Raw genomic sequence first — 21234 nt, forward strand, 5'->3', positions numbered from 1 at the left:
CAACGGAGAATCCTCCGATGCTAGGCCTGTGCGGTGCCCTGCCCCATGGCCAAAGGTCATGGGCGGGCCGCTCATCCACGCATGCCCAAAAGCGTGCGAACCAAGGTTCGCACCCACCTTGTGCAGTTCGCACCCACCAGAGCGGTTTCAGTAGATCCACGCCATGCGTGGATGAGGCCTTCCCCGGTCAGTCGACCAGGCGCAGGCGCAGTTCCTTCGGCAGCGCGAACACCATCGATTCCGGTTCGCCGTCCAGCTCGCCCACGCCGCTGGCGCCCAGCTCAGCCAGGCGCGCCAGCACGCCATCGACCAGCACCTGCGGCGCCGAGGCACCGGCGGTCACGCCGATGTGCTGCTTGCCGACCACCCATGCCGGGTCGATCTCGTGCGCGCCGTCGATCAGGTACGACTCCACGCCTTCACGACGGGCCAGCTCGCTCAAACGGTTGGAGTTCGAGCTGTTCGGCGAACCGACCACCAGCACCAGGTCGCAGCGCTTGGCCAGATCGCGCACGGCGTCCTGGCGGTTCTGCGTGGCATAGCAGATGTCGTCGTTCTTCGGGCCCTGCATCGCCGGGAAACGCTCGCGCAGCGCATCGATGATGCCGCGCGTGTCATCCACCGACAGCGTGGTCTGGGTGGTGTAGGCGAAGTTTTCCGGCTGGTTGATGTGCAGCGTGGCGACCTGCTCCACGTCTTCCACCAGGTAGATCTGGCCGGTGCCGGCTTCGCGGTTCCACTGGCCCATGGTGCCTTCCACTTCCGGGTGACCGGCGTGGCCGATCAGCACCACGTCACGGCCGGCACGGCAGTGGCGGGCGACTTCGAAGTGGACCTTGGTCACCAGCGGGCAGGTGGCGTCGAACACCTTCAGGCCACGGCGCTCGGCTTCCTGGCGCACGGCCTGGGACACGCCGTGGGCGCTGAAAATGACCGTGTTGTTGTCCGGCACTTCGTCGAGTTCTTCGACGAAGATCGCGCCGCGCTGCTTCAGATCGTCGACCACGAAGCGGTTGTGCACCACTTCATGGCGGACGTAGATGGGCGCGCCCAGCGTTTCGATCGCGCGCTTGACGATCTCGATCGCACGATCGACACCGGCACAGAAACCACGCGGGTTGGCGAGCAGCACATCCATCAGTTCAATCTCCCGGCAGCGGCCGGCTTACGGTTTCGGATTGGCATTATCCGCCTTTTTGGCGGACTTGCCGTCGAACAGGCCAAACAGGGCGATGCCGATGGCACCCACCACGATGGCCGAATCGGCGATGTTGAACGAAGGCCAGGTGTAGCTGCCCACGTACCACTGGATGAAATCGACCACATGGCCATGCACCTGGCGGTCGATCACGTTGCCGATCGCGCCGCCGATGATCAGTGCATACGGCACGGCCGCCTTCCAATTGCCACGGGCGGTGCCGCGCAGCCACCAGGCCATCAGGCCGCTGATGACGATCGCCAGCACGGTGAAGAAGTGCTTCTGCCAGCCACCAGCGTCGCTCAGGAAACTGAACGCCGCACCGGTGTTATAGGTGCGGTACCAGTTCCAGAAGCCGTCGATGACCACCACCGGCTGGAACTCTGGCAGGCTCGACAGGACCCAGGCCTTGGACCACTGGTCCAGGCCGATGATGGCGGCCGACAGCAGCAGCCAGACCAGGGCGTTCGGATGCGGACGGGGCGCGGCCATCAGAACCAGCTCCGCACTTCACCGGCACCGGTGATGTTGCTCACGCAGCGGCCGCACAGCTCCGGATGATCGGCATTGCTGCCGACGTCGGCGCGGTGGTGCCAGCAGCGCACGCACTTGGCCTTGGTGGTCGGCTGGGCGCTGACGAACACCTCGTCGGTGGTCGCCGGGCGCACCTGCACGTCACCACTGATGAACAGGAAACGCAGTTCATCGGCCAGCGGCTGCCAGCGCGCGGCCTGCTCTTCGTTGGCGGCGATGGTGATCTCCGCTTCCAGCGCGGCGCCGATCGCACCGTTGGCACGCATCGGCTCGAGTACCTTGGCCACCTGCTCGCGCACGGCCAGCAGCTGGTCGAAGTCGGCGGCGTTGAGCTGGGCATCGGCCGGCAGCGGCGCCAGGCCGTCGTACCAGGTGGTGAACAGCACGTGCTCGGTGCGTTCGCCCGGCAGGTAGCCCCACAGCTCGTCGGCGGTGAAGGTCAGGATCGGCGCGACCCAGCGGGTGAACGCTTCGGCGATGTGGTACATCGCGCTCTGTGCCGAACGGCGACCGTGCGAATCGGTCGGCATCGTGTACAGGCGGTCCTTGGTCACGTCCAGGTACAGCGAGCCCAGGTCCACGCTGCAGAAGTTCAGCAGCAGCTGCACGATCTCGGCCATGTTGTAGCCGTCGTAGGCTGCCTTGATCTTCTCCTGCAGCTCCCACGCGCGGTGCACGATCCAGCGGTCCAGCGCGACCATCTGGTCGAGCGGCTGCAGGTGCTGGGCCGGATCGAAACCGTCCAGGTTGCCCAGCAGGAAGCGTGCGGTGTTGCGCAGGCGGCGGTAGGCGTCGGCATTGCGCTTGAGGATCTCCTGCGACAGCGACATCTCGTTGCTGTAGTCGGCCGAGGCGATCCACAGGCGCAGGATGTCCGCGCCCAGCTTGTTCATGATGTCCTGCGGCTCGATGCCGTTGCCCAGCGACTTGGACATCTTGCGGCCGTGCTCGTCCACGGTGAAGCCGTGGGTCAGGCACTGCTTGTACGGGGCGCGCTTGTCGATCGCCACGCCGGTCAGCAGCGAGGACTGGAACCAACCGCGGTGCTGGTCGGAACCTTCCAGGTACAGGTCGGCCGGCTTGCCGAAGCCACGCGCGGCAAGCACGCCTTCATGGGTCACGCCCGAGTCGAACCAGACGTCGAGGATGTCGGTGACCTTCTCGTAATCGGCTGCTTCGGCGCCCAGCAGTTCGGCGGCATCCAGCGAATACCACACGTCGATGCCCTCGGCTTCGACGCGGTCGGCGACCTGCTGCATCAGCTCCACCGAGCGCGGATGGATCTCGCCGGTCTGGCGATGGGTGAACAGTGCGATCGGCACGCCCCAGGTGCGCTGGCGCGAGATCGTCCAGTCCGGGCGACCGTCGACCATGCTCTGGATGCGCGCCTTGCCCCAGGTCGGGAACCAGCCGACGGTGTCGATGGCGGCCAGCGCATCGTTGCGCAGGTTGGCCTTGTCCATCGAGATGAACCACTGCGGAGTGGCGCGGAACACCACCGGCGTCTTGTGGCGCCAGCAGTGCGGGTAGCTGTGGCGGATCGGGTGGAAGGCGAGCAGCGCGCCGTTGTCGCGCAGCACGCCGACGATGGCTTCCTGCGCCTTCCACAGGTGCTGGCCAGCCAGCACCACGTCACCGGCCGGCGGGGTCGATTCCAGGTACACGCCACGGCCATCGATCGGGGTCACCTGGCCGGCGTTGTACTTGTCCAGCAGGCCGTACTTCTGGCTGACCACGAAGTCTTCCTGGCCATGGCCGGGGGCAGTGTGCACCGCACCGGTACCATCTTCGTCGGAGACGTGGTCGCCGTTGAGCACCAGGATTTCGCGTTCCGGGTAGAACGGGTGCGCCAGCAGCTGGTTTTCCAGCGCGGCACCGGTGGTTTCACCGTGCAGCACCACGTTTTCGACGCCATAGCGCTGCAGCGCGCGCTCGGCCAGCGCGGCAGCCAGCACCAGCCAACGGCGCTTGCCGTTGTGGGCCGGGCCCTCGGCCAGCACGTAGCGGATCTCCGCGCCCAGCGACACCGCCAGCGAGGCAGGCAGCGTCCACGGGGTGGTGGTCCAGATCGGCACCGCCACTTCGACGTCGGCCGGCACGCTCACGCCGAACGCCTGGCCGATGGCCTGCGCATCGCGCGCGGCGTAGGCCACGTCGATCGCCGGCGATTCCTTTTCCTGGTATTCGATCTCGGCCTCGGCCAGCGCCGAGCCACAGTCGAAGCACCAGTACACCGGCTTGGCGCCACGCACCAGGTGGCCGTTGGCCACGACCTTGGCCAGCGCACGGATCTCGTTGGCTTCGAAGTCGAAGCTCAGGGTCTTGTACGGGTTGTCCCAGTCACCGGTCACGCCCAGGCGCTTGAAGTCCACGCGCTGGATGTTGATCTGCTCTTCGGCGAACTCGCGGCACTTCTGCCGGAATTCAACGGCGTCGAGCTTGGTGCCGACCTTGCCCCACTTCTTCTCGACCGCGATCTCGATCGGCAGGCCATGGCAGTCCCAGCCCGGCACGTAGGGCGCATCGAAGCCGGCCAGGTAGCGCGACTTGACGATGATGTCCTTCAGGATCTTGTTGACCGCGTGGCCGAGATGGATGCGGCCGTTGGCGTACGGCGGGCCGTCGTGCAGCACGAACAGCGGGCGGCCGGCGGCGTTGTCGCGCAGCTGCTGGTAGAGCCCCTGCTCTTCCCACCGCGCCAGAATGCCCGGCTCGCGCTTGGGCAGATCGCCGCGCATCGGGAATTCGGTGGCTGGCAGGTTCAGGGTGGTCTTGTAGTCCTGGCTCACGCAGTGGCTCGCAATCTATGTTCGGAAAGGATGGCGCGCGCCTGTTCGGCGTCGCGGTGCATCTGGTCGGTCAGGGCCGCCAGATCATTGAATTTCTCTTCGTCGCGCAGCTTGGCGACAAATTCGACTTCGATGTGGCGCCCGTACAGGTCGCCCTGGAAATCGAACAGGTGGGCTTCCAGCAGCGGCTCCACGCCGTCCACCGTCGGCCGCGTGCCGAAACTGGACACCGACGGCCACGGCTGGTCGAACACCCCGTGCACCCAGGTCGCGTAGATGCCCGACAGCGCCGGGGTCTTCGGGAACCGCAGGTTGGCGGTGGGGAAGCCCAGCGTACGGCCGAGCTGGCGCCCGCGCACCACCCGCCCGCTGATCGCGTACGGACGCCCGAGCAGATCGCCGGCGCGGGCGAAGTCGCCCTCCTGCAGCAGCTGGCGAATACGGGTACTGGAAATGCGCTCGCCATGCAGGTCGACCGCTTCGATCTCGTCGGCGCTGAAGCCGAGCTCGGCACCGAGCTGCTGCAACAGGGCCAGGTCGCCGCGACGACGGTTGCCGAAGCAGAACTCCGGCCCGATCCAGACCTCACGCGCGCTCAGGCGATCGACCAGCAGCTGGCGCACGAAGGTCTCGGCCGGCATCGCCGCCATTGCCGCGTCGAAACGCAGCAGGCCGATCGCATCGACACCGAGCTCGCGCAGGATCTCGACCTTGCTGCGCGCCAGGGTCAGCCGCGGCGGCGGCGTGCCCTGGGCGAAGAATTCACGCGGCAGCGGCTCGAACGCCACGGCCACCGCGGCTACGCCCAAGGCGCGCGCGCGGGCAACCGCGTGGCGGACCAGCGCACGATGACCCAGGTGGAGGCCGTCGAATGCACCGATACAGACCACGCTTCCGTTGGGGAACAGCTCCCCGCCCTCGACGCTTCTGAACAGCCTGCTCATCAACTCTCGTTCCGGCCCACCGGGGCCGCCGTTTCAGTGGTGTAACCCTGAAGTATAGCCGCCATGGGCCGCGATCAATGCCCGCGCAGGTCGCGCGGGCGGAAGCCCATCGCCAGCATGGCCACCGCGTAGGTCGCGCCGCCACCACCGACCAGCAGCATCAGGCCACCAATACGGTGCCATTTGTCCATGCCGGTGAAGTCGGGAACCCAGTGCAGCAGGGCCAGCAGCACGCCGACCATGGCCACGCAGGCCACCCCCAGCCGCACCAGATAGCCGCCCCAGCCCGGCAGGCGCTGGTAGACGTCGGTCTTGCCCAGCCAGTACCAGAGCAGGCCCAGGTTCAGATAACTGGACAGCGCACTGGCGATGCCCAGCGCCAGATGCAGGCCCGGCTGCTTGCCGATGGCCGCCATCACGCCCTGTGCCTTCAGTTCATCGGGCACCATCACATGGTAGAGCACGGCCAGCAGGGCGAAGTTGAAGACCATGTTGGCCACCAGCGCAGCTACACCGGCGCGCACCGGGGTCTTGGTGTCCTGACGGGCATAGAACGCCGGCAGCACCACCTTCAACAGGGCGAATGCCGGCAGGCCAAAGCTCAGGCCGTACACCGACAGCGCGGTCATGCGGGTATCGAAGGCGGTGAACTGGCGGTACTGGAACAGGGTGGCGATCAGCGGCTCGGCCAGCAAGACCAGGCCCAGCATGGCCGGCACCGAGATCAGCAGGGTCATCCGCAGCCCCCAGTCCAGCGAGCGCGAGAAGCCCTCGCGGTCGGTGCTGACGTGGTGGCGGGCCAGCGCCGGCAGGATCACCGTGCCCAGCGCCACGCCGAACACGCCCAGCGGCAGCTCGAGGAAGCGATCGGCCAGCGACAGCCACGACTGCGAGCCGTCGGTCAGCTTGGCGGCGATGAGGGTATCCAGCAGCAGATTGATCTGCGCCACCGACGAACCGAACAGGGTCGGCACCATCAACGTCAGCACCTTGCGCACGCCCGGATGGCTCCAGCCCCAGCGCGGCAGGGTCAGCAGGTTGATCCCCTTCAGCGAGGGCAGCTGGAACAGCAGCTGCAGAAGGCCGGCAGCCAGCACTGCCCAGCCCAGCGCCAGGATCTGTTTCTCTGGAGTGCCGCCCAGCCGCGGCGCCAACCAAAGCGCACCGGCGATCATGCACAGGTTGAGGATGACCGGGGTCAGCGCCGGCATCGCGAAGCGCTGGAAGCTGTTCAGCGCACCGCCGGCCAGCGCGGTGAGCGAGACGAACAGCAGAAACGGGAAGGTCAGGCGGAACAGGTCGACCAGCAGGGTCTGCTTGACCGGATCGGTATCAGCGCCACTTGAGAATGCGACCGCCAGCTGCGGCGCGAAGATCAGCGCCAGCGCGGTGACCAGCATCAGCACCCCACCCAGCGTGCCGGCGGTCCGGGCCATCAGTTCGCGCAGTTCAGCGTGGCTGCGGGTCTCCTTCACCTCGGTGAACACCGGCACGAAGGCGGTGGAGAAGGACCCTTCGGCGAACAAGCGGCGCAGGAAATTGGGTATCCTGAAGGCAACCCAGAACGCATCGGTAACCGCATTGGTGCCGAACGTGGTAGTGATCACCTGATCCCGGACAAGTCCGAGAACCCGCGAGACCATGGTCATGCTGCTGAACGACAGCAGGCCCCGCAACATCTTCGGTGAACTCACTCAGCGTCCCTCTTGACAATCGACTTGACGTGCATTTCTCGGGCCATCATACTAGCTAGCTTGCTGTTCCCATAACACCGATTTTTTCAGGAAACCACCACCGTGGCCAATATCAAGTCCGCCAAGAAGCGCGCCAAGCAGACCGTCGTGCGCAACGCGCGCAACGTGGCTCAGCGCTCGATGCTGCGCACCGCTGTCAAGAAAGTGATCAAGGCGCTGGACGCCAACGATGCCGCCGGCGCCGAAGCCGCCTTCGCCGTTGCCCAGCCGATCCTGGATCGCTTCAGCGCGCGTGGCCTGATCCACAAGAACAAGGCTGCTCGCCACAAGAGCCGCCTGAACGACCGCATCAAGGCCCTCAAGGCTGCCTGATCCGGCGTTGCCGCCCTGCCCTTCGGGGCCGGGCAGCAGACAAGAACCCGGCCCCGGCCGGGTTTTTTGTTGCCTGCGATCCGGTAGTGCCGGCCGCTGGCCGGCAACCCCGAGTAATGCCGGCCAGCGGCCGGCACTACTGGAAAATGAAAAACCCGGCCGAAGCCGGGTTTTTCGCATGGAACCCCAACAGCATTACTGCGCGTTGCGGGCTTCCAGCTCGTCTTCCTTCTGGCGATCGAAGAACGCCATGATCCGGCTCATGATCGGGAAGGTACCTTCGCGACCCAGCGCGGAGACCAGGAACCACGGCTCCTTCCAGCCAAGCTCGGCGACGATCTGCTCGGCCGCCGCCTTCGCCTCGTCTTCGAACATCAGGTCGGCCTTGTTCAGCACCAGCCAGCGCGGCTTCTGCAGCAGCTCCGGATCATGCTTTTCCAGTTCGCGCTCGATCGCACGCACCTGCTCGACCGGGGAAATGCCTTCCACCCCACCTTCCATCGGCGAGATGTCCACCAGGTGCAGCAGCAGACGGGTGCGCTGCAGGTGGCGCAGGAACTGCGCACCGAGGCCGGCGCCATCCGCGGCACCTTCGATCAGGCCGGGAATGTCGGCGATCACGAAGCTGCGGTAATTCTCCACCTTCACCACACCCAGGTTCGGGTACAGCGTGGTGAACGGGTAATCGGCCACCTTCGGCGTTGCCGCCGAAACGGCGCGGATCAGGGTGCTCTTGCCGGCGTTGGGGAAGCCCAGCAGGCCGACGTCGGCCAGCAGCTTCAGTTCCAGCTTCAGCGTGCGCTCCTCGCCCGGCTCGCCCGGCAGCGCCTGGCGCGGCGAGCGGTTGGTCGAGCTCTTGAAGTGCATGTTGCCGAGGCCGCCGCGGCCACCCTGGGCCACCAGCAGACGGTCGTTGTGCTGGGTCAGGTCGCCGATGACTTCATCGGTGGCGACGTTGATCACCACGGTGCCCACCGGCACGGTGATGGTCAGGTCTTCGCCGCCCTTGCCATAGGCCTGGCGACCCATCCCGTTCTCGCCACGCTGTGCCTTGAAGATGCGGTCATGACGGAAGTCGACCAGGGTGTTCAGGTTTTCGTCGGCGCGGATGTACACGCTGCCGCCCGCACCGCCGTCGCCGCCGTCCGGGCCGCCGAGCGGAATGAACTTCTCGCGACGGAAGCCAATGCAGCCGTTGCCGCCGTTGCCGGCGAACACTTCGATTTCTGCTTCGTCTACCAGTTTCATTGTTTCGATGCCTGCGATGGGCGCGGCCTGCCAGCCGTCGCCTTGAATGTTATGCCAGCCGCTGGCCGGCAACCCGGCCTGGCCGGTCTTGCTTTCACTCTAACGAAAAGCCCCGCCGAAGCGGGGCTCTTCATGCAGCACCCCCATGCCGAGGCACGGGTGCCGGCGATGCCTGGATCAGGCGTCGGCCGAAACGATGCTGACGGTGCGACGCTTCTTGGCGCCCTTGACCGAGAACTCCACCTTGCCGTCCACGAGGGCGAACAGGGTGTGGTCACGGCCCAGGCCAACGCCCGAACCCGGGTGGAACTGGGTGCCGCGCTGACGCACGATGATGTTGCCGGCTTCGATGGCCTGGCCGCCGAAGATCTTGACGCCCAGGTACTTCGGGTTGGAGTCGCGACCGTTGCGCGAGGAGCCTACGCCCTTTTTATGTGCCATGACTGCTTCTCCTGATGCTTAGCCGGCGATGCCGGTGATCTCGATTTCGGTGTAGTACTGACGGTGACCCTGACGCTTCATGTGGTGCTTGCGGCGACGGAACTTGATGATCCGGACCTTGTCAGCACGACCCTGGGACAGGACCTTGGCGGTGACGGCAGCGCCCTTCAGCGCATCGCCCAGCTTCACGCCGTCGCTGTCACCCAGCATCAGGATGTTGTCAAACTTGATCTCGCTGCCGACTTCGACTTCGAGCTTTTCAATGCGGAGCTTTTCGCCCTGCGCCACGCGGTATTGCTTACCGCCGGTGACCAGTACTGCGTACATGACCAGGCCTTCCTCTGTAGTTATTGTGGTCTGAGCTGCCGCCATCGAGGGCGGACAGGAGCGGAATTGTACGCAGATCAGCGGCTGCGGGTCAAGTCAAGCCCTGAACGGCCTGGAGGCCGGGTCCTGTAGGGCCGGGCCATGCTCGGCTGAACGGTTCGGGGCCCAGGCAGCCGAGCATGGCTCGGCTCTACACAAAGCTGTCAGCCTGTCTCATCAGGTGAGACATCGGGCTGGCATTGTCGCCCATTGCCCCCATCTGGTCACCTCGGTAGGCTGACCGATTGCCGTTCCCTGCTGGCCCGGCACCCAGCCAACGCCCCCACAACCGGATTCCCCATGGCGATGGATTTCATCCGCATCCGCGGCGCGCGGACGCACAATCTGAAGAACCTCGACCTCGACCTGCCCCGCGACAAGCTGATCGTGATCACCGGCCTGTCCGGTTCGGGCAAGTCCTCGCTGGCGTTCGACACCATCTATGCAGAAGGCCAGCGCCGCTACGTCGAGTCGCTGTCGGCCTATGCGCGCCAGTTCCTGAGCGTGATGGAAAAGCCGGACCTGGACCACATCGAAGGCTTGTCCCCGGCCATCTCGATCGAGCAGAAGTCGACCTCGCACAACCCGCGCTCGACAGTCGGCACCATCACCGAGATCTACGACTACCTGCGCCTGCTATACGCCCGCGTCGGCACGCCGCGCTGCCCGGACCACGGCTATCCGCTGGAAGCGCAGACGGTCAGCCAGATGGTCGATCAGGTGCTGACGCTGGACCCGGAACAGCGCTACATGCTGCTGGCGCCGGTCATCCGCGACCGCAAGGGCGAGCACGCACAGGTGTTCGACCAGCTGCGCGCGCAGGGCTTCGTGCGTGTACGCGTGGACGGCGAGCTGTATGAAATCGATGCGGTGCCGCCGCTGGCGCTGCGCCAGAAGCACACCATCGAGGCGGTGATCGACCGCTTCCGCCCGCGCGAGGACATCAAGCAGCGCCTGGCCGAGAGTTTCGAGACGGCGCTGAAGCTGGGCGATGGCATGGCCTCGGTGCAGAGCCTGGACACGGCCGACGCCACGCCGGCGCTGTTCTCCTCCAAGTACTCCTGCCCGGTCTGCGACTACTCGCTGCCGGAGCTGGAACCGCGCCTGTTCTCGTTCAACGCACCGATGGGCGCCTGCCCCGGCTGCGATGGCCTGGGCATCGCCGAGTTCTTCGACCCTTCGCGCGTGGTGGTGCATCCGGAGCTGTCGCTGGCCGCCGGTGCGGTGCGCGGCTGGGACCGTCGCAACGCCTACTATTTCCAGCTGATCGCCTCGCTGGCCAAGCACTACAAGTTCGATGTGGACGCCGCGTGGAACTCGCTGTCGGCCAAGGTGCAGCAGGCCGTGCTGTACGGCAGCGGCGACGAAACGATCACCTTCACCTACTTCACCGAAGCCGGTGGCCGCACCCAGCGCAAGCACCGCTTCGAGGGCATCATTCCCAACCTCGAGCGCCGCTACAAGGAAACCGAATCGCCGGCGGTGCGCGAGGAGCTGTCCAAGTACATCAGCGAACAGCCGTGCCCGGAATGCAACGGCGCGCGCCTGAACAAGGCGGCACGCAACGTGTTCGTTGCCGACCGTCCGCTGCCGGACCTGGTGGTGCTGCCGATCGACGAGGCACTGAAGTTCTTCAGTGAACTGAGCCTGCCGGGCTGGCGCGGCGAGATCGCCTCGAAGATCGTCAAGGAGATCGGCGAACGCCTCGGCTTCCTGGTCGATGTGGGCCTGGATTACCTGACCCTGGAGCGCAAGGCCGACACTCTGTCCGGTGGCGAGGCGCAGCGCATCCGCCTGGCCAGCCAGATCGGTGCCGGCCTGGTCGGCGTGATGTACGTGCTCGACGAGCCCTCGATCGGCCTGCACCAGCGCGACAACGAACGCCTGCTCGGCACCCTCACCCGCCTGCGCGACCTGGGCAACACGGTGATCGTGGTCGAACATGACGAGGATGCGATCCGCCTGGCCGACTACGTGCTGGACATCGGCCCGGGCGCGGGCGTGCACGGCGGCGAGATCGTCGGCCAGGGCACCCTGCAGGACATCCTGGAAGCACCGCGCTCGCTGACCGGCCAGTACCTGTCGGGCAAGCGCGCGATCGAGATTCCGGCGCGCCGGCACACGCCGAATCCGAAGATGACCCTGCACCTGCGCGGGGCGACCGGCAACAACCTGAAGGGCGTGGACCTGGCGATTCCGTCGGGCCTGCTGACCTGCGTGACCGGTGTATCCGGCTCGGGCAAGTCGACCCTGATCAACGACACCCTGTTCTCGCTGGCCGCCAACGAGATCAACGGCGCCTCGCATCCGATCGCCCCGTACAAGGAGATCGATGGCCTGGATCTGTTCGACAAGGTGGTGGACATCGACCAGTCGCCGATCGGCCGCACCCCGCGTTCGAACCCGGCCACCTACACCGGCCTGTTCACCCCCCTGCGCGAACTGTTCGCACAGGTGCCCGAAGCGCGTGCGCGTGGCTATTCGCCGGGCCGCTTCAGCTTCAACGTGCGCGGCGGCCGCTGCGAAGCCTGCCAGGGTGACGGCCTGATCAAGGTCGAGATGCACTTCCTGCCGGACGTGTACGTGCCCTGCGACGTCTGCCATGGCAAACGCTACAACCGCGAGACGCTGGAGATCCTGTACAAGGGCTTCAACATCAACGACGTGCTGGAAATGACCGTCGAGGATGCACTGAAGCTGTTCGAGCCGGTGCCGTCGATTGCGCGCAAGCTGGAAACGCTGGTCGACGTCGGCCTGAGCTACATCAAGCTCGGCCAGAGCGCGACCACGCTGTCCGGTGGTGAAGCGCAGCGCGTGAAGCTGTCCAAGGAACTGTCGCGCCGCGATACCGGCCGCACCCTGTACATCCTCGACGAGCCGACCACCGGCCTGCACTTCCACGACATCGAAGCGCTGCTGGGCGTGCTGCACAAGCTGCGCGACGAAGGCAACACGGTGGTGGTGATCGAGCACAACCTGGACGTGATCAAGACCGCCGACTGGATCGTCGATCTTGGCCCGGAAGGCGGCCATCGCGGCGGCACCATCCTGGTCACCGGCACGCCGGAAGACGTGGCGGCCTGCCCGCAGTCGTACACCGGCCAGTTCCTGGCGCGCATGCTGCCTTCCACCAGCGCGCGCCCCGAGCAGCCGGCCGCCGTGGCCAACAAGCCCGACGCCCGCCCGCCGCGCAAGGTGAAGCCCGAGAAGGCCGAGAAGCCGGCGAAGAAGGCCGTGGCTGCCAAGAGCACCGGCAAGACCAGCAAGACCGCTACTGCCAGCAAGAAGAAAAAGGACGCCTGATGAGCAGCGAACACAAGATCCTGGCCCGCATCCCGATCAGCGTGCGCTGGCGTGACATGGACAGCATGGGCCACGTCAACAACGCCAAGTACATTTCCTACCTGGAAGAAGCGCGCGTGCGCTGGATGCTGGGTGTGGACGGCGTGTCGATGACCGACCGCATCGCACCGGTGGTGGCCGCGACCAACGTCAATTACCGGCTGCCGATCGTGTGGCCCAACGACATCCTGGTCGAACTGTTCGTCGAGCGCCTGGGCAACAGCAGCGTGACCATCGGCCATCGCATCGTCGACCAGCAGGACGACACCAAGCTGTATTCGGACGGCAACGTGGTGGTGGTGTGGATGGATACGCAGACCGGCAAGAGCGCACCGTTGCCGGAGGCGATCCGCAACGCGTCTACCTGAAGGTAGTGCCGGCCGCTGGCTGGCATGCCCGACCCTGCGACTCGTAGAGTCGAGCAAGCTCGACTCTACCCACCCTGCTCAAAGGACTGACATGATCCACCAGACTGAACTGCGCGACCTGCTGCCCGGCATGGTCCCTTTCCCCACCGACGTCTTTCCCACCGACCAGGCCTGGCTCGGCCAGCACCTGCTGCCGCTGCTGAGGATCGACCTGAGTGTGCTGCGCCCGGAACTGGCCGGCCAGGTGGCAACGATGCTGTGCCCGATCGAGCCGTACGACGGCTGCATCGGCGAGACCACCGAAGAACACCACAACGATTTCACCGGCACCAACTGGATCGCCTTCGAACTGACCGCCGGCAACCAGATGCGCTTCCTCGGCAACGAGGGCTATTTCATCGGCGATGCGGTACAGGACAAGGACGCACAGGAACACATCGAGCAGATGCGCGAGAGCTACGCCAAGGCCCGCGACTACCATGCCACGCACGGTCGTCTCGCCTGCTACTCGCGCTACGGCAAGGGTGAGGCCAGCGAGCGCGATTATCTGGATACGCTGGGTGGCCCGATCGGTTTCGGCAACTGGACCGAGACCGCGGAGATTCCCGCGGCCTTCGAGCTGGGCTTCACCGAGGCTGCCGATGACCCCAACGCTGCGGACGATGCCGAAACAGTGATCATCACCCGCAATGGCAACAAATTCTTCGCCGTGGCCGACGTAGCCGGCTACAACTGGTGCGCCACCGGTGCCGACGCGATCGTGATGCTGTACGAACCGCAAAGCCGAACGGTGCTGTTCTCGTACGACTGGACGTAAGCCTCTTTGGTAATGCCGGCTGCTGGCCGGCATACCCGTGTTGCCGGCCAGCGGCCGGCACTACCATCCCGCTACGGCGCAGCCTTGCGCACGGTCAGCGCCGCACTCGCTTCGCCACCGCCTTCCAGCTGCAGCCGCAGCGGCAGCACCTGCCCTTCCTTCAGCGCACCCTTGCCCTGCATCAGCATCAGGTGCAGGCCGCCGGGCTTGAGCTCGGCGCGCGCGCCCGGTGCCAGCGGCAGGCGCTCGATCGCGCGCATCCGGCTGACGCCATCGACAATCGTGGTCTCGTGCAGCGACACATCATCGAAGCTGCTGCTGGCTGCGCCAGTGATCGCCACCGCCTTGCTGCAGCCGTTGTGGATGACGCCGTAGCCAGCGGTCATCGGCATCGCCGGATTCGGTGGCAACCGCGCCCAGCCCTGCTCCACCGTGACGCAGGCCGGTTCTGCGGCCGAGACCGATGCTGCGGCCGCACACAGAACCAACAGTACGCCAACGAATGGTTTGGTTATCATCGTCCAGGTTCCTTCTTCGCAACGAGACCGCAGCATGACGACGCTCATCGAGGTGATCAACCATGGCCCCATCCGCGAACTGCGCCTGGCGCGGCCGCCGGTCAACGCACTGGACACCGAACTGTGCCGGCAGTTGATCCATGCCATCGAGCTGGCCATGGCCGAAGACGCGCATGGCATCGTGCTGTCGGGCAGCGAGCGCATCTTCACCGGCGGCATGGACGTGCCGCACCTGCTCTCGCATGGCGATGACAAGCACAAGTTGTTGGACACCTGGAACGCCTTCTTTGGCGCCGTGCGCACGCTGGCCGAGAGCCGCATCCCGGTGGTCGCGGCGATCACCGGCCACGCCCCGGCGGGCGGCTGCGTGCTGGCCCTGTGCTGCGACTACCGGGTGATGGCGCGCAGCGCCGATCCATCGCGGCCGTATGCCATCGGCCTGAACGAAGTACAGGTCGGCCTGATCGCACCGGAGGGCATTCAGCGCCTGCTGCGCCGTGCGGTGGGCGTGCACCGCGCCGGCGTCCTGCTGACCACCGGTTCGCTGGTGCCGGCCGAACAGGCGCTGCAGATCGGCCTGGTCGACGAACTGGCCGAAGGTGACCTGGTGGTGGCGCGTGCCGTGGCCTGGCTGCAGAACCTGCTCAAGCAGCCGCGCCAGCCGATGCTGCTGACCCGCGCCATCGCCCGCGCCGACCTGCACGTGGCGCTGCAGCCGGACCTGATCCAGCTCGACCGCTTCGTCGAGGCCTGGTTTGCGCCGGACGCACAGAACGCCCTGCAGGCACTGGTGGCCCGCCTCGGCAAATAACCGGTAGCGCCGGTCGCTGGCCGGCAACCGCTGGCGCCCCAGGAGGATCATGAGGTTGCCGGCCAGCGGCCGGCACTACCGAAGATGGGGCAGCCGGCCTGCACCGGTATAATCGGGGCCTTCTCATTGCTGTGGCCGCCCCCTTGAACGACACGCCCGAACCCGTCGTCTCCGAGCTGATCGACCTGCTCACGCTGGAGCGGCTGGAGGACAACCTGTTCCGCGGGCAGAGCCGCGACATCGGCACCAAGTACGTGTTTGGCGGGCAGGTGCTGGGCCAGGCGCTGGCCGCGGCCCAGGCCACGGTCGACAACGGCCGCCACGTGCACTCGCTGCACGCCTACTTCCTGCGCGCCGGCAACATCGACCACCCCATCGTCTACGACGTGGACCGCACCCGCGATGGTGGCAGCTTCTCGGTGCGCCGGGTCACCGCGATCCAGCACGGCAAGGTGATCTTCTTCTGCGCGGCCTCGTTCCAGCAGGCCGAGACCGGTGCCGAGCATCAGCACAAGATGCCTGAGGTGCCGCAGCCGGAAGACATCGAACCGAACCGACCGCTGCCGGCCGAAGTGCTGGAGCGGCTGCCGATCAAGGTGCAGCGCTGGCTGTCGCGCGGCGGCCCGTTCGAGTTCCGCCACGTCTATCCGCGCGACGAACTGAACCCGCCCAAGCGCCCGCCCTACCACCAGGTGTGGCTGCGCCTGAGCGAGCCGGTCGGCGACGCCCCGGAACTGCACCAGGCGCTGCTGGCCTACGCCTCCGACTTCCACCTGCTGGGCACGGCGACGTTCCCCCATGGCATCAGCTACTACCACCCGCACGTGCAGATGGCCTCGCTCGACCACGCGATCTGGTTCCACCGCCCGTTCCGCGCCGACGACTGGCTGCTGTACTCGCTGGACAGCCCCAGCGCGCAGGATTCACGCGGCCTGGCCCGCGGCCAGTTCTTCACCCGCAATGGCGTACTGGTGGCCAGCACCGCGCAGGAAGGCCTGATCCGCGTGGTTCCCGACCAGGCAGCGGCGGCCGCCGTGCCGGCCAAGGATTGATCCGATGCGCCAGATTTTCAGCAGCCAGCGCGTGGAAACCGTCGAAGGCGTGGCCGAGCTCCTGCGCGGGCATGGCATCGACGTCAAGGTGACCAATGGGCGCTCGTACAAGACCCGTCGCCGCGGCCAGTTCAGTTATACCGACCTGGGCAACGCCAACGCCTACCCGGCGGTGTGGATCGTGCGCGCCGACGACCAGCCACGCGCGCGTGAAATCCTGCGCGAGGCGCGCCTGCTCGATACCACCCGCCGCGACCATCCGACCGCCGAATTCGCCTTCCGCGACACCGCCGAAACGACCGGCAGCGGCCGCGGCTGGGCCTGGCGCATCCGCATCGCCCTGCTGGTGGTGATCGCCGGCGTGGCGCTGGTGATCGGCCTGCGCCATCGCGGCACCCCGGCACCGGTCGCACCGGCCCCTGCCCCGCAGGCACAGCCGCAGCAGGCGCCTGCCCAACCGGCTCCGCCGGAAGAAGAAGAAGTCCGGGTCCGCATCCAGCCCTCGAAATGACTCGCGGGTGAAAAAGGGGACGGAGGGGATTAAGTCGTTTGTGCCACAAACGACTTAATCCCCTCCGTCCCCTTTTTTGTCATGAGGTTGCCGGCCAGCGGCCGGCACTACCGCACAGAAGGCCGGTCACACTTCGCGCGCGGCTCCGTCATGGGACACAATCCCAGCAGGAGAGCCGCCGCCATGACGACGTTCGCCGCATCGATCGACCAGACACTGGAACGCGAACTGCCGGCCGCCGCCAGCGGTTGCCAGCACGCCTATGGCCGCATCGTGCTGGCCTGCCAGAACACGGTTACCGCCATTGCGCTGGCCATCACCCGCGATCGCCAGGCCAGCGAGGACATCGCCCAGGAGGCCTTCGTGAAGGGCTGGCAGCAGCTGCACCAGCTGCGCAGTTCGACCAGTTTCCTGCCCTGGCTGCGGCAGATCACCCGCAACCTGGCCCGCGACTGGCTGCGCGCGCAGCGCGGCAGACCGCTGACCGGCGAGGCGGCCGAGGTGGCGATGGGCATGGCCGCCGACCCGTCGCCGGGCGCGGCCGACCGCCTGCAGCGGGTGGAGGAAGAGATCGCCGCCGAGGACATCATTTCCGCGTTGCCGGCCGACAGCCGCGAAGTGCTGTTGCTGTACTACCGCGAAGGCCAGCGCTCGCAGCAGGTGGCCGACCTGCTTGGGCTCAGTGACGCCGCCGTGCGCAAGCGCCTGTCGCGTGCCCGCGCCCTGGTGCGCGACGGCCTGCTGCAGCGCTTCGGTGAGTTCGCGCGCAGCAGCGCGCCGAGCGCCGCATTCGCCACCGCCGTGGTGTCGATGGTGCTGGTGGCCGCGCCCGGCACCGCCAGCGCAGCAGTCCTGCTCGGCACCGGCGTCGGCATCGGCGGCAGCAAGCTCGGCCTCGGCGGCGCCAGTGCAGCGGGCGGTACCGCGATGGGTTCGCTGACCGCGACGTTGGGCCAGTTGCACGTGCTGCCGGCCGAAAGCTGGGGTGCGGTGATCGGTGGCGTGGTCGGTGGTGCGATCGGCAGCTATCTGGGTGGGCGCTTCCTGATGTCGTACACCGAAACGGCATCCGAGCGCGCCGACGTGCGCCGTTTCCTCTATCTCAACATCATCACCGGCATGTTCTGGTGCCTGGCGATCCTGCTGGCGGTCATGCTGCAGGCGCCGGTCTGGGCGCAGCTGACGGTGCTGGCGGTAGGCCTGGGCGTGGTCAACTACCAGTGCCTGGTACCACTGCAGCGGGTAATGGCACCGATGATCGCGCGCGATTCGGCCCGTCGCGGACGAACCGGCATCAACTGGAAGTTCGAATCCATGTATGGCCGCACCGGCATCATCGCCATGAACCTGATGGTCATCGCGCTGGTGGTGTACTCACTGCTGCGCAGCGGCCGCCTGTAACAGACAACGCCGGCAGTGCGCCGGCGTTGTCATCAATCACTGCATTGAACCTCAGCGCTGCGGCTTCGGTGCACCGCCGTCGCGCGGACCGCCATGGCGCGGGCCGCCGTGCATCGGGCCCTTGGCTGCGTCGAACTCGGCCTTGCTCAGCTGGCCGTCCTTGTTGGTGTCGGCGGCAGCGAACCAGGCATCACGATGCTGCTTCATGCGCAGCTCGCGGTCGGCCTTGTCCAGGTAGCCGTCCTTGTTCAGATCAAGCTGGTCGAAGCGCGCGGCCAGGCGCGGATCGGCCTTGGCTTCCTCGCGGCTGATGCGGCCGTCCTTGTTGACGTCCAGCTTGGCCCAGCGCTCACCGCCGTGGCCACGTCGACCATGCTTCCAGCGCGGCAGCTCATCGCGCGAGAGCTTGCCGTCCTTGTTCTTGTCCAGCTCGTCGAACTTCGCGGCCAGGCGCGGGTTGGCAGCGGCCTCGCTGCGGTCGATGACGCCGTCGCCGTTGGTGTCCAGCCTGGCCGGGCGCTGCACGGGCGTGGTCGGGGTGTCGGCCGCGAGCGCGATACCGGAAGCAGAGGTGCCGAGCAGCAGGGCCAGCAGCAGGGGGGTACGGATCATGAGGTCACTCCTGGAGATGGGAACAGCGTCGGGGTGATCACTTCACCCTCGGGGGACAACAACGCCCGGGCGCGACATCGGTTGACGCCGCTGCCGGTTCCATTCATCCGGCGGACAGTCGCCGCCACTGCGACGGGCTGGGGCTATGCTGTGTCCATGGCAATACACGGCGACAGAGACGACGAACTGCGGCTTTTCCAGACCGGCGAGCACCCCTGCGGGTACTGGTCGGACCGGGTGGCACGCGACCTGGTGCTGGACCCGAACGACCGCCGCCTCGGTGCGCTCTATCCACTGGCGCTGAGCTGGGGCTTCCGCCGCAGCGGCGACCTGGTCTACCGGCCGCACTGCGCGCACTGTCAGGCCTGCGTGGCGGTGCGCATCCCGGTGGCGCGCTTCGCCCCGGACCGCAGCCAGCGTCGCTGTGCCGCCCGCAATGACGACCTGGAGGTGCGGATCACCGCCGCCACCGCCCGCGACGACCTGTTCGCGCTGTATCACCGTTATCTCACCCACCGCCACGCCAACGGCGGCATGGACGACCATGGTCCGCACGAATTCGAGCAGTTCCTGATCGGCAGCTGGTCGCACACCCGCTTCATGGAAATGCGCCTGCCCGGCCACGACGGCCAGCCCAGCCAACTGCTGGGGGTGGCGGTGACCGACGTCACCGAGCACGGCCTGTCGGCGGTCTACACCTTTTTCGACCCGGACCACGCCGCGCGCGGGCTGGGCACCTTCGCGATCCTGCAGCAGATCGAGTGGGCGCGTCGCGAAGGCCTGCCACACGTGTATCTGGGCTACTGGATCCGCGGCCACCAGAAGATGGACTACAAGCGCCGCTTCCATCCGCTTGAGGCCTACGATGGCCGCCGCTGGCACGATTTCGACAATGATCTGGACGGGCGCTGACAAACCGCTGACACCGGGCCGGGTGCACAATACGGCCCATGAACATGACCCGCCGCCATCCCCTGATCCTCGCCCTGGCCCTGCTCTGCGGCGCCACCGCCCCTGCCTTCGCCAAGTCCCCCGCGATGACCGAAAAGCCGTCCGCTGCGCTGCGCCTGGCCACCTACAACACCTCGCTGTACTCCGATGATGCCGGTGGCCTGATCAAGGAACTGGAAGGTGACAGCGAGCACGCACGCAAGATCGCCGCGGTACTGCAGCAGGTGCGTCCGGATCTGGTGCTGTTGAACGAATTCGACTTCGACGACGCCCATCGCGCCGCCGACCTGTTCCAGAAGCGCTACCTGGAAGTGGCCCAGCCCGGTGGCGGCAAGCCGCTGCACTTCGCCTACCGCTACCTGGCCCCGGTCAATACCGGGGTGCCCAGTGGACTGGACCTGGACAACAATGGCGTGGTCGGCGGCGAAGGCCGCAGCCGCGGCAACGATGCATGGGGCTACGGCCTGCACCCGGGCCAGTACGGCATGCTGGTGCTGTCGCGCTACCCGATCGATGAAGCCAAGGTGCGCAGCTTCCAGCTGCTGAAGTGGAGCGCGATGCCCGGTGCGATCCGCCCGGTTGACCCGCGCACCGGCAAGAGCTTCTACAACGACCACGTCTGGTCGCAGCTGCGCCTGTCGTCGAAGTCGCATTGGGACGTGCCGGTGAAGACCCCGGCCGGCGTGGTCCACGCGCTGGTTTCGCACCCGACCCCGCCGGTATTCGACGGCCCGGAGAAGCGCAACGCGGCACGCAACCACGACGAGCTGCGCCTGTGGCAGGAATACCTGTCCAAGGGTGACAAGCCGTGGCTGTGCGACGACAAGGGCCAGTGCGGCGGCCTGGCGCAGGACGCGCGCTTCGTGATCCTCGGCGACCTCAACAACGACCCGGTCGATGGCGATGGCCGTCATGAGGCGATCGTCGAGCTGATCGAGAACGCCCGCGTGCTGCGCTACCCCACCCCGCGCAGCGTCGGCGGCGAGCAGACCAGCCTGGCCTATGCGGCCAAGGGCATCGAGCGCAAGGGCGCACCGTTCCACGCCACCGGCGATTTCGGCCCGAAGTCCGGCACCATGCGCCTGGACTACGTGCTGCCCTCGACCGGTTTCGAATACGTGGGCAGCGGCATCTTTTGGCCGGCCAATGAAAGCCCGGAAGCGAAGATCGCCGACGGCAGCGACCACCACCTGGTGTGGGTGGACGTGCGGTAGAGTCGACTGTTAGTCGACTGCACAGAAATCTGTACCGACCAACGGTCGGTA

At 66.6% G+C, this 21234-nt stretch carries 20 protein-coding genes; 10 read left to right on the forward strand and 10 right to left on the reverse strand.

Annotated features, from left to right (window positions below):
* Window positions 1–187 precede the first annotated feature (187 nt).
* From ispH to murJ, 5 genes are all read right to left on the reverse strand, one after another.
* Complete coding sequence (gene ispH, locus AC13GF_RS01455) at window positions 188–1138, reverse strand: 4-hydroxy-3-methylbut-2-enyl diphosphate reductase (RefSeq protein ID WP_049428543.1); 951 nt, start codon at window positions 1136–1138, stop codon at window positions 188–190.
* Between the two features lie 27 nt (window positions 1139–1165).
* Window positions 1166–1690 (reverse strand): signal peptidase II, encoded by a 525-nt coding sequence (lspA, locus tag AC13GF_RS01460; protein ID WP_010483311.1) that lies wholly within the window; start codon window positions 1688–1690, stop codon window positions 1166–1168.
* The gene (gene ileS / locus AC13GF_RS01465) at window positions 1690–4521 is read right to left on the reverse strand and encodes an isoleucine--tRNA ligase (protein WP_483002900.1); all 2832 of its coding nucleotides are present in this window, start codon (window positions 4519–4521) and stop codon (window positions 1690–1692) included. Before ileS ends, lspA begins: the two co-directional genes overlap by 1 nt.
* Window positions 4518–5465 carry a bifunctional riboflavin kinase/FAD synthetase gene (locus AC13GF_RS01470; RefSeq protein WP_483002901.1) on the reverse strand — a complete coding sequence of 316 codons (948 nt, stop codon included), beginning with the start codon at window positions 5463–5465 and terminating at the stop codon, window positions 4518–4520. Before AC13GF_RS01470 ends, ileS begins: the two co-directional genes overlap by 4 nt.
* A 74-nt stretch (window positions 5466–5539) precedes the next feature.
* A complete protein-coding gene (murJ, locus tag AC13GF_RS01475; protein ID WP_483003688.1) occupies window positions 5540–7144 on the reverse strand; it encodes a murein biosynthesis integral membrane protein MurJ in 1605 nt (534 codons plus the stop codon).
* Window positions 7145–7261: 117 nt separating this feature from the next.
* Between murJ and rpsT the strand changes: the two genes are divergently transcribed.
* Window positions 7262–7531 (forward strand): 30S ribosomal protein S20, encoded by a 270-nt coding sequence (gene rpsT, locus AC13GF_RS01480; RefSeq protein ID WP_005408560.1) that lies wholly within the window; start codon window positions 7262–7264, stop codon window positions 7529–7531.
* 195 nt (window positions 7532–7726) lie between these two features.
* On the opposite strand, the gene cgtA is transcribed toward rpsT, so the two are convergent.
* From cgtA to rplU, 3 genes are all read right to left on the reverse strand, one after another.
* Window positions 7727–8779, reverse strand: coding sequence for an Obg family GTPase CgtA (gene cgtA, locus AC13GF_RS01485; RefSeq protein ID WP_049434686.1), 1053 nt, complete (start codon window positions 8777–8779; stop codon window positions 7727–7729).
* Between the two features lie 177 nt (window positions 8780–8956).
* A complete protein-coding gene (rpmA, locus tag AC13GF_RS01490; protein ID WP_005415704.1) occupies window positions 8957–9220 on the reverse strand; it encodes a 50S ribosomal protein L27 in 264 nt (87 codons plus the stop codon).
* Between the two features lie 18 nt (window positions 9221–9238).
* Window positions 9239–9547, reverse strand: a complete 309-nt coding sequence (gene rplU / locus AC13GF_RS01495) for a 50S ribosomal protein L21 (protein WP_005408557.1) — start codon at window positions 9545–9547, stop codon at window positions 9239–9241.
* A 339-nt stretch (window positions 9548–9886) separates the two neighbouring features.
* Here rplU and uvrA point away from each other — a divergent pair, with 339 nt between their 5' ends.
* From uvrA to AC13GF_RS01510, 3 genes are all read left to right on the forward strand, one after another.
* Window positions 9887–12889, forward strand: coding sequence for an excinuclease ABC subunit UvrA (uvrA, locus tag AC13GF_RS01500; protein ID WP_483002902.1), 3003 nt, complete (start codon window positions 9887–9889; stop codon window positions 12887–12889).
* The gene (locus AC13GF_RS01505; protein WP_483002904.1) at window positions 12889–13296 is read left to right on the forward strand and encodes an acyl-CoA thioesterase; all 408 of its coding nucleotides are present in this window, start codon (window positions 12889–12891) and stop codon (window positions 13294–13296) included. Before uvrA ends, AC13GF_RS01505 begins: the two co-directional genes overlap by 1 nt.
* A 91-nt stretch (window positions 13297–13387) precedes the next feature.
* Complete coding sequence (locus AC13GF_RS01510; protein WP_483002906.1) at window positions 13388–14113, forward strand: enolase; 726 nt, start codon at window positions 13388–13390, stop codon at window positions 14111–14113.
* 71 nt (window positions 14114–14184) lie between these two features.
* On the opposite strand, the gene AC13GF_RS01515 is transcribed toward AC13GF_RS01510, so the two are convergent.
* Window positions 14185–14631, reverse strand: a complete 447-nt coding sequence (locus AC13GF_RS01515) for a copper chaperone PCu(A)C (protein ID WP_483002907.1) — start codon at window positions 14629–14631, stop codon at window positions 14185–14187.
* Window positions 14632–14665: 34 nt separating this feature from the next.
* Here AC13GF_RS01515 and AC13GF_RS01520 point away from each other — a divergent pair, with 34 nt between their 5' ends.
* The 4 genes from AC13GF_RS01520 (at window position 14666) to AC13GF_RS01535 (ending at window position 18406) form a co-directional block, all read left to right on the forward strand.
* Window positions 14666–15442 (forward strand): enoyl-CoA hydratase/isomerase family protein, encoded by a 777-nt coding sequence (locus AC13GF_RS01520; protein ID WP_010483336.1) that lies wholly within the window; start codon window positions 14666–14668, stop codon window positions 15440–15442.
* 131 nt (window positions 15443–15573) lie between these two features.
* Window positions 15574–16494, forward strand: a complete 921-nt coding sequence (tesB, locus tag AC13GF_RS01525; RefSeq protein WP_004148214.1) for an acyl-CoA thioesterase II — start codon at window positions 15574–15576, stop codon at window positions 16492–16494.
* 4 nt (window positions 16495–16498) lie between these two features.
* On the forward strand, window positions 16499–17005 hold the full coding sequence (locus tag AC13GF_RS01530) for a pathogenicity-like protein (RefSeq protein WP_483002909.1): 507 nt from the start codon (window positions 16499–16501) through the stop codon (window positions 17003–17005).
* A 183-nt stretch (window positions 17006–17188) separates the two neighbouring features.
* Window positions 17189–18406 carry a sigma-70 family RNA polymerase sigma factor gene (locus tag AC13GF_RS01535; protein ID WP_197579301.1) on the forward strand — a complete coding sequence of 406 codons (1218 nt, stop codon included), beginning with the start codon at window positions 17189–17191 and terminating at the stop codon, window positions 18404–18406.
* Window positions 18407–18457: 51 nt separating this feature from the next.
* Here AC13GF_RS01535 and AC13GF_RS01540 read toward each other — a convergent pair whose 3' ends face one another.
* Window positions 18458–19018, reverse strand: coding sequence for an EF-hand domain-containing protein (locus AC13GF_RS01540; RefSeq protein ID WP_483002911.1), 561 nt, complete (start codon window positions 19016–19018; stop codon window positions 18458–18460).
* Window positions 19019–19174: 156 nt separating this feature from the next.
* Between AC13GF_RS01540 and AC13GF_RS01545 the strand changes: the two genes are divergently transcribed.
* Window positions 19175–19930: an arginyltransferase gene (locus tag AC13GF_RS01545; RefSeq protein WP_111150364.1), complete on the forward strand. Its 756-nt coding sequence runs from the start codon at window positions 19175–19177 to the stop codon at window positions 19928–19930.
* Between the two features lie 38 nt (window positions 19931–19968).
* Window positions 19969–21183 carry an endonuclease/exonuclease/phosphatase family protein gene (locus AC13GF_RS01550; protein WP_483002912.1) on the forward strand — a complete coding sequence of 405 codons (1215 nt, stop codon included), beginning with the start codon at window positions 19969–19971 and terminating at the stop codon, window positions 21181–21183.
* Window positions 21184–21234: the final 51 nt, after the last annotated feature.

This window comes from Stenotrophomonas sp. 22LJNL06-5-1, from assembly GCF_056861455.1.

Coding starts and splice junctions, on each gene's coding strand:
- ispH (WP_049428543.1), bottom strand. CDS start 1,138: ATGGATGTGCTGCTCGCCAACCCGCGTGGTTTCTGTGCCGGTGTCGAT.
- lspA (WP_010483311.1), bottom strand. CDS start 1,690: ATGGCCGCGCCCCGTCCGCATCCGAACGCCCTGGTCTGGCTGCTGCTG.
- AC13GF_RS01470 (WP_483002901.1), bottom strand. CDS start 5,465: ATGAGCAGGCTGTTCAGAAGCGTCGAGGGCGGGGAGCTGTTCCCCAAC.
- murJ (WP_483003688.1), bottom strand. CDS start 7,144: ATGTTGCGGGGCCTGCTGTCGTTCAGCAGCATGACCATGGTCTCGCGG.
- cgtA (WP_049434686.1), bottom strand. CDS start 8,779: ATGAAACTGGTAGACGAAGCAGAAATCGAAGTGTTCGCCGGCAACGGC.
- rpmA (WP_005415704.1), bottom strand. CDS start 9,220: ATGGCACATAAAAAGGGCGTAGGCTCCTCGCGCAACGGTCGCGACTCC.
- rplU (WP_005408557.1), bottom strand. CDS start 9,547: ATGTACGCAGTACTGGTCACCGGCGGTAAGCAATACCGCGTGGCGCAG.
- uvrA (WP_483002902.1), top strand. CDS start 9,887: ATGGCGATGGATTTCATCCGCATCCGCGGCGCGCGGACGCACAATCTG.
- AC13GF_RS01505 (WP_483002904.1), top strand. CDS start 12,889: ATGAGCAGCGAACACAAGATCCTGGCCCGCATCCCGATCAGCGTGCGC.
- AC13GF_RS01510 (WP_483002906.1), top strand. CDS start 13,388: ATGATCCACCAGACTGAACTGCGCGACCTGCTGCCCGGCATGGTCCCT.
- AC13GF_RS01515 (WP_483002907.1), bottom strand. CDS start 14,631: ATGATAACCAAACCATTCGTTGGCGTACTGTTGGTTCTGTGTGCGGCC.
- AC13GF_RS01520 (WP_010483336.1), top strand. CDS start 14,666: ATGACGACGCTCATCGAGGTGATCAACCATGGCCCCATCCGCGAACTG.
- AC13GF_RS01530 (WP_483002909.1), top strand. CDS start 16,499: ATGCGCCAGATTTTCAGCAGCCAGCGCGTGGAAACCGTCGAAGGCGTG.
- AC13GF_RS01535 (WP_197579301.1), top strand. CDS start 17,189: ATGACGACGTTCGCCGCATCGATCGACCAGACACTGGAACGCGAACTG.
- AC13GF_RS01540 (WP_483002911.1), bottom strand. CDS start 19,018: ATGATCCGTACCCCCCTGCTGCTGGCCCTGCTGCTCGGCACCTCTGCT.
- AC13GF_RS01545 (WP_111150364.1), top strand. CDS start 19,175: ATGGCAATACACGGCGACAGAGACGACGAACTGCGGCTTTTCCAGACC.
- AC13GF_RS01550 (WP_483002912.1), top strand. CDS start 19,969: ATGAACATGACCCGCCGCCATCCCCTGATCCTCGCCCTGGCCCTGCTC.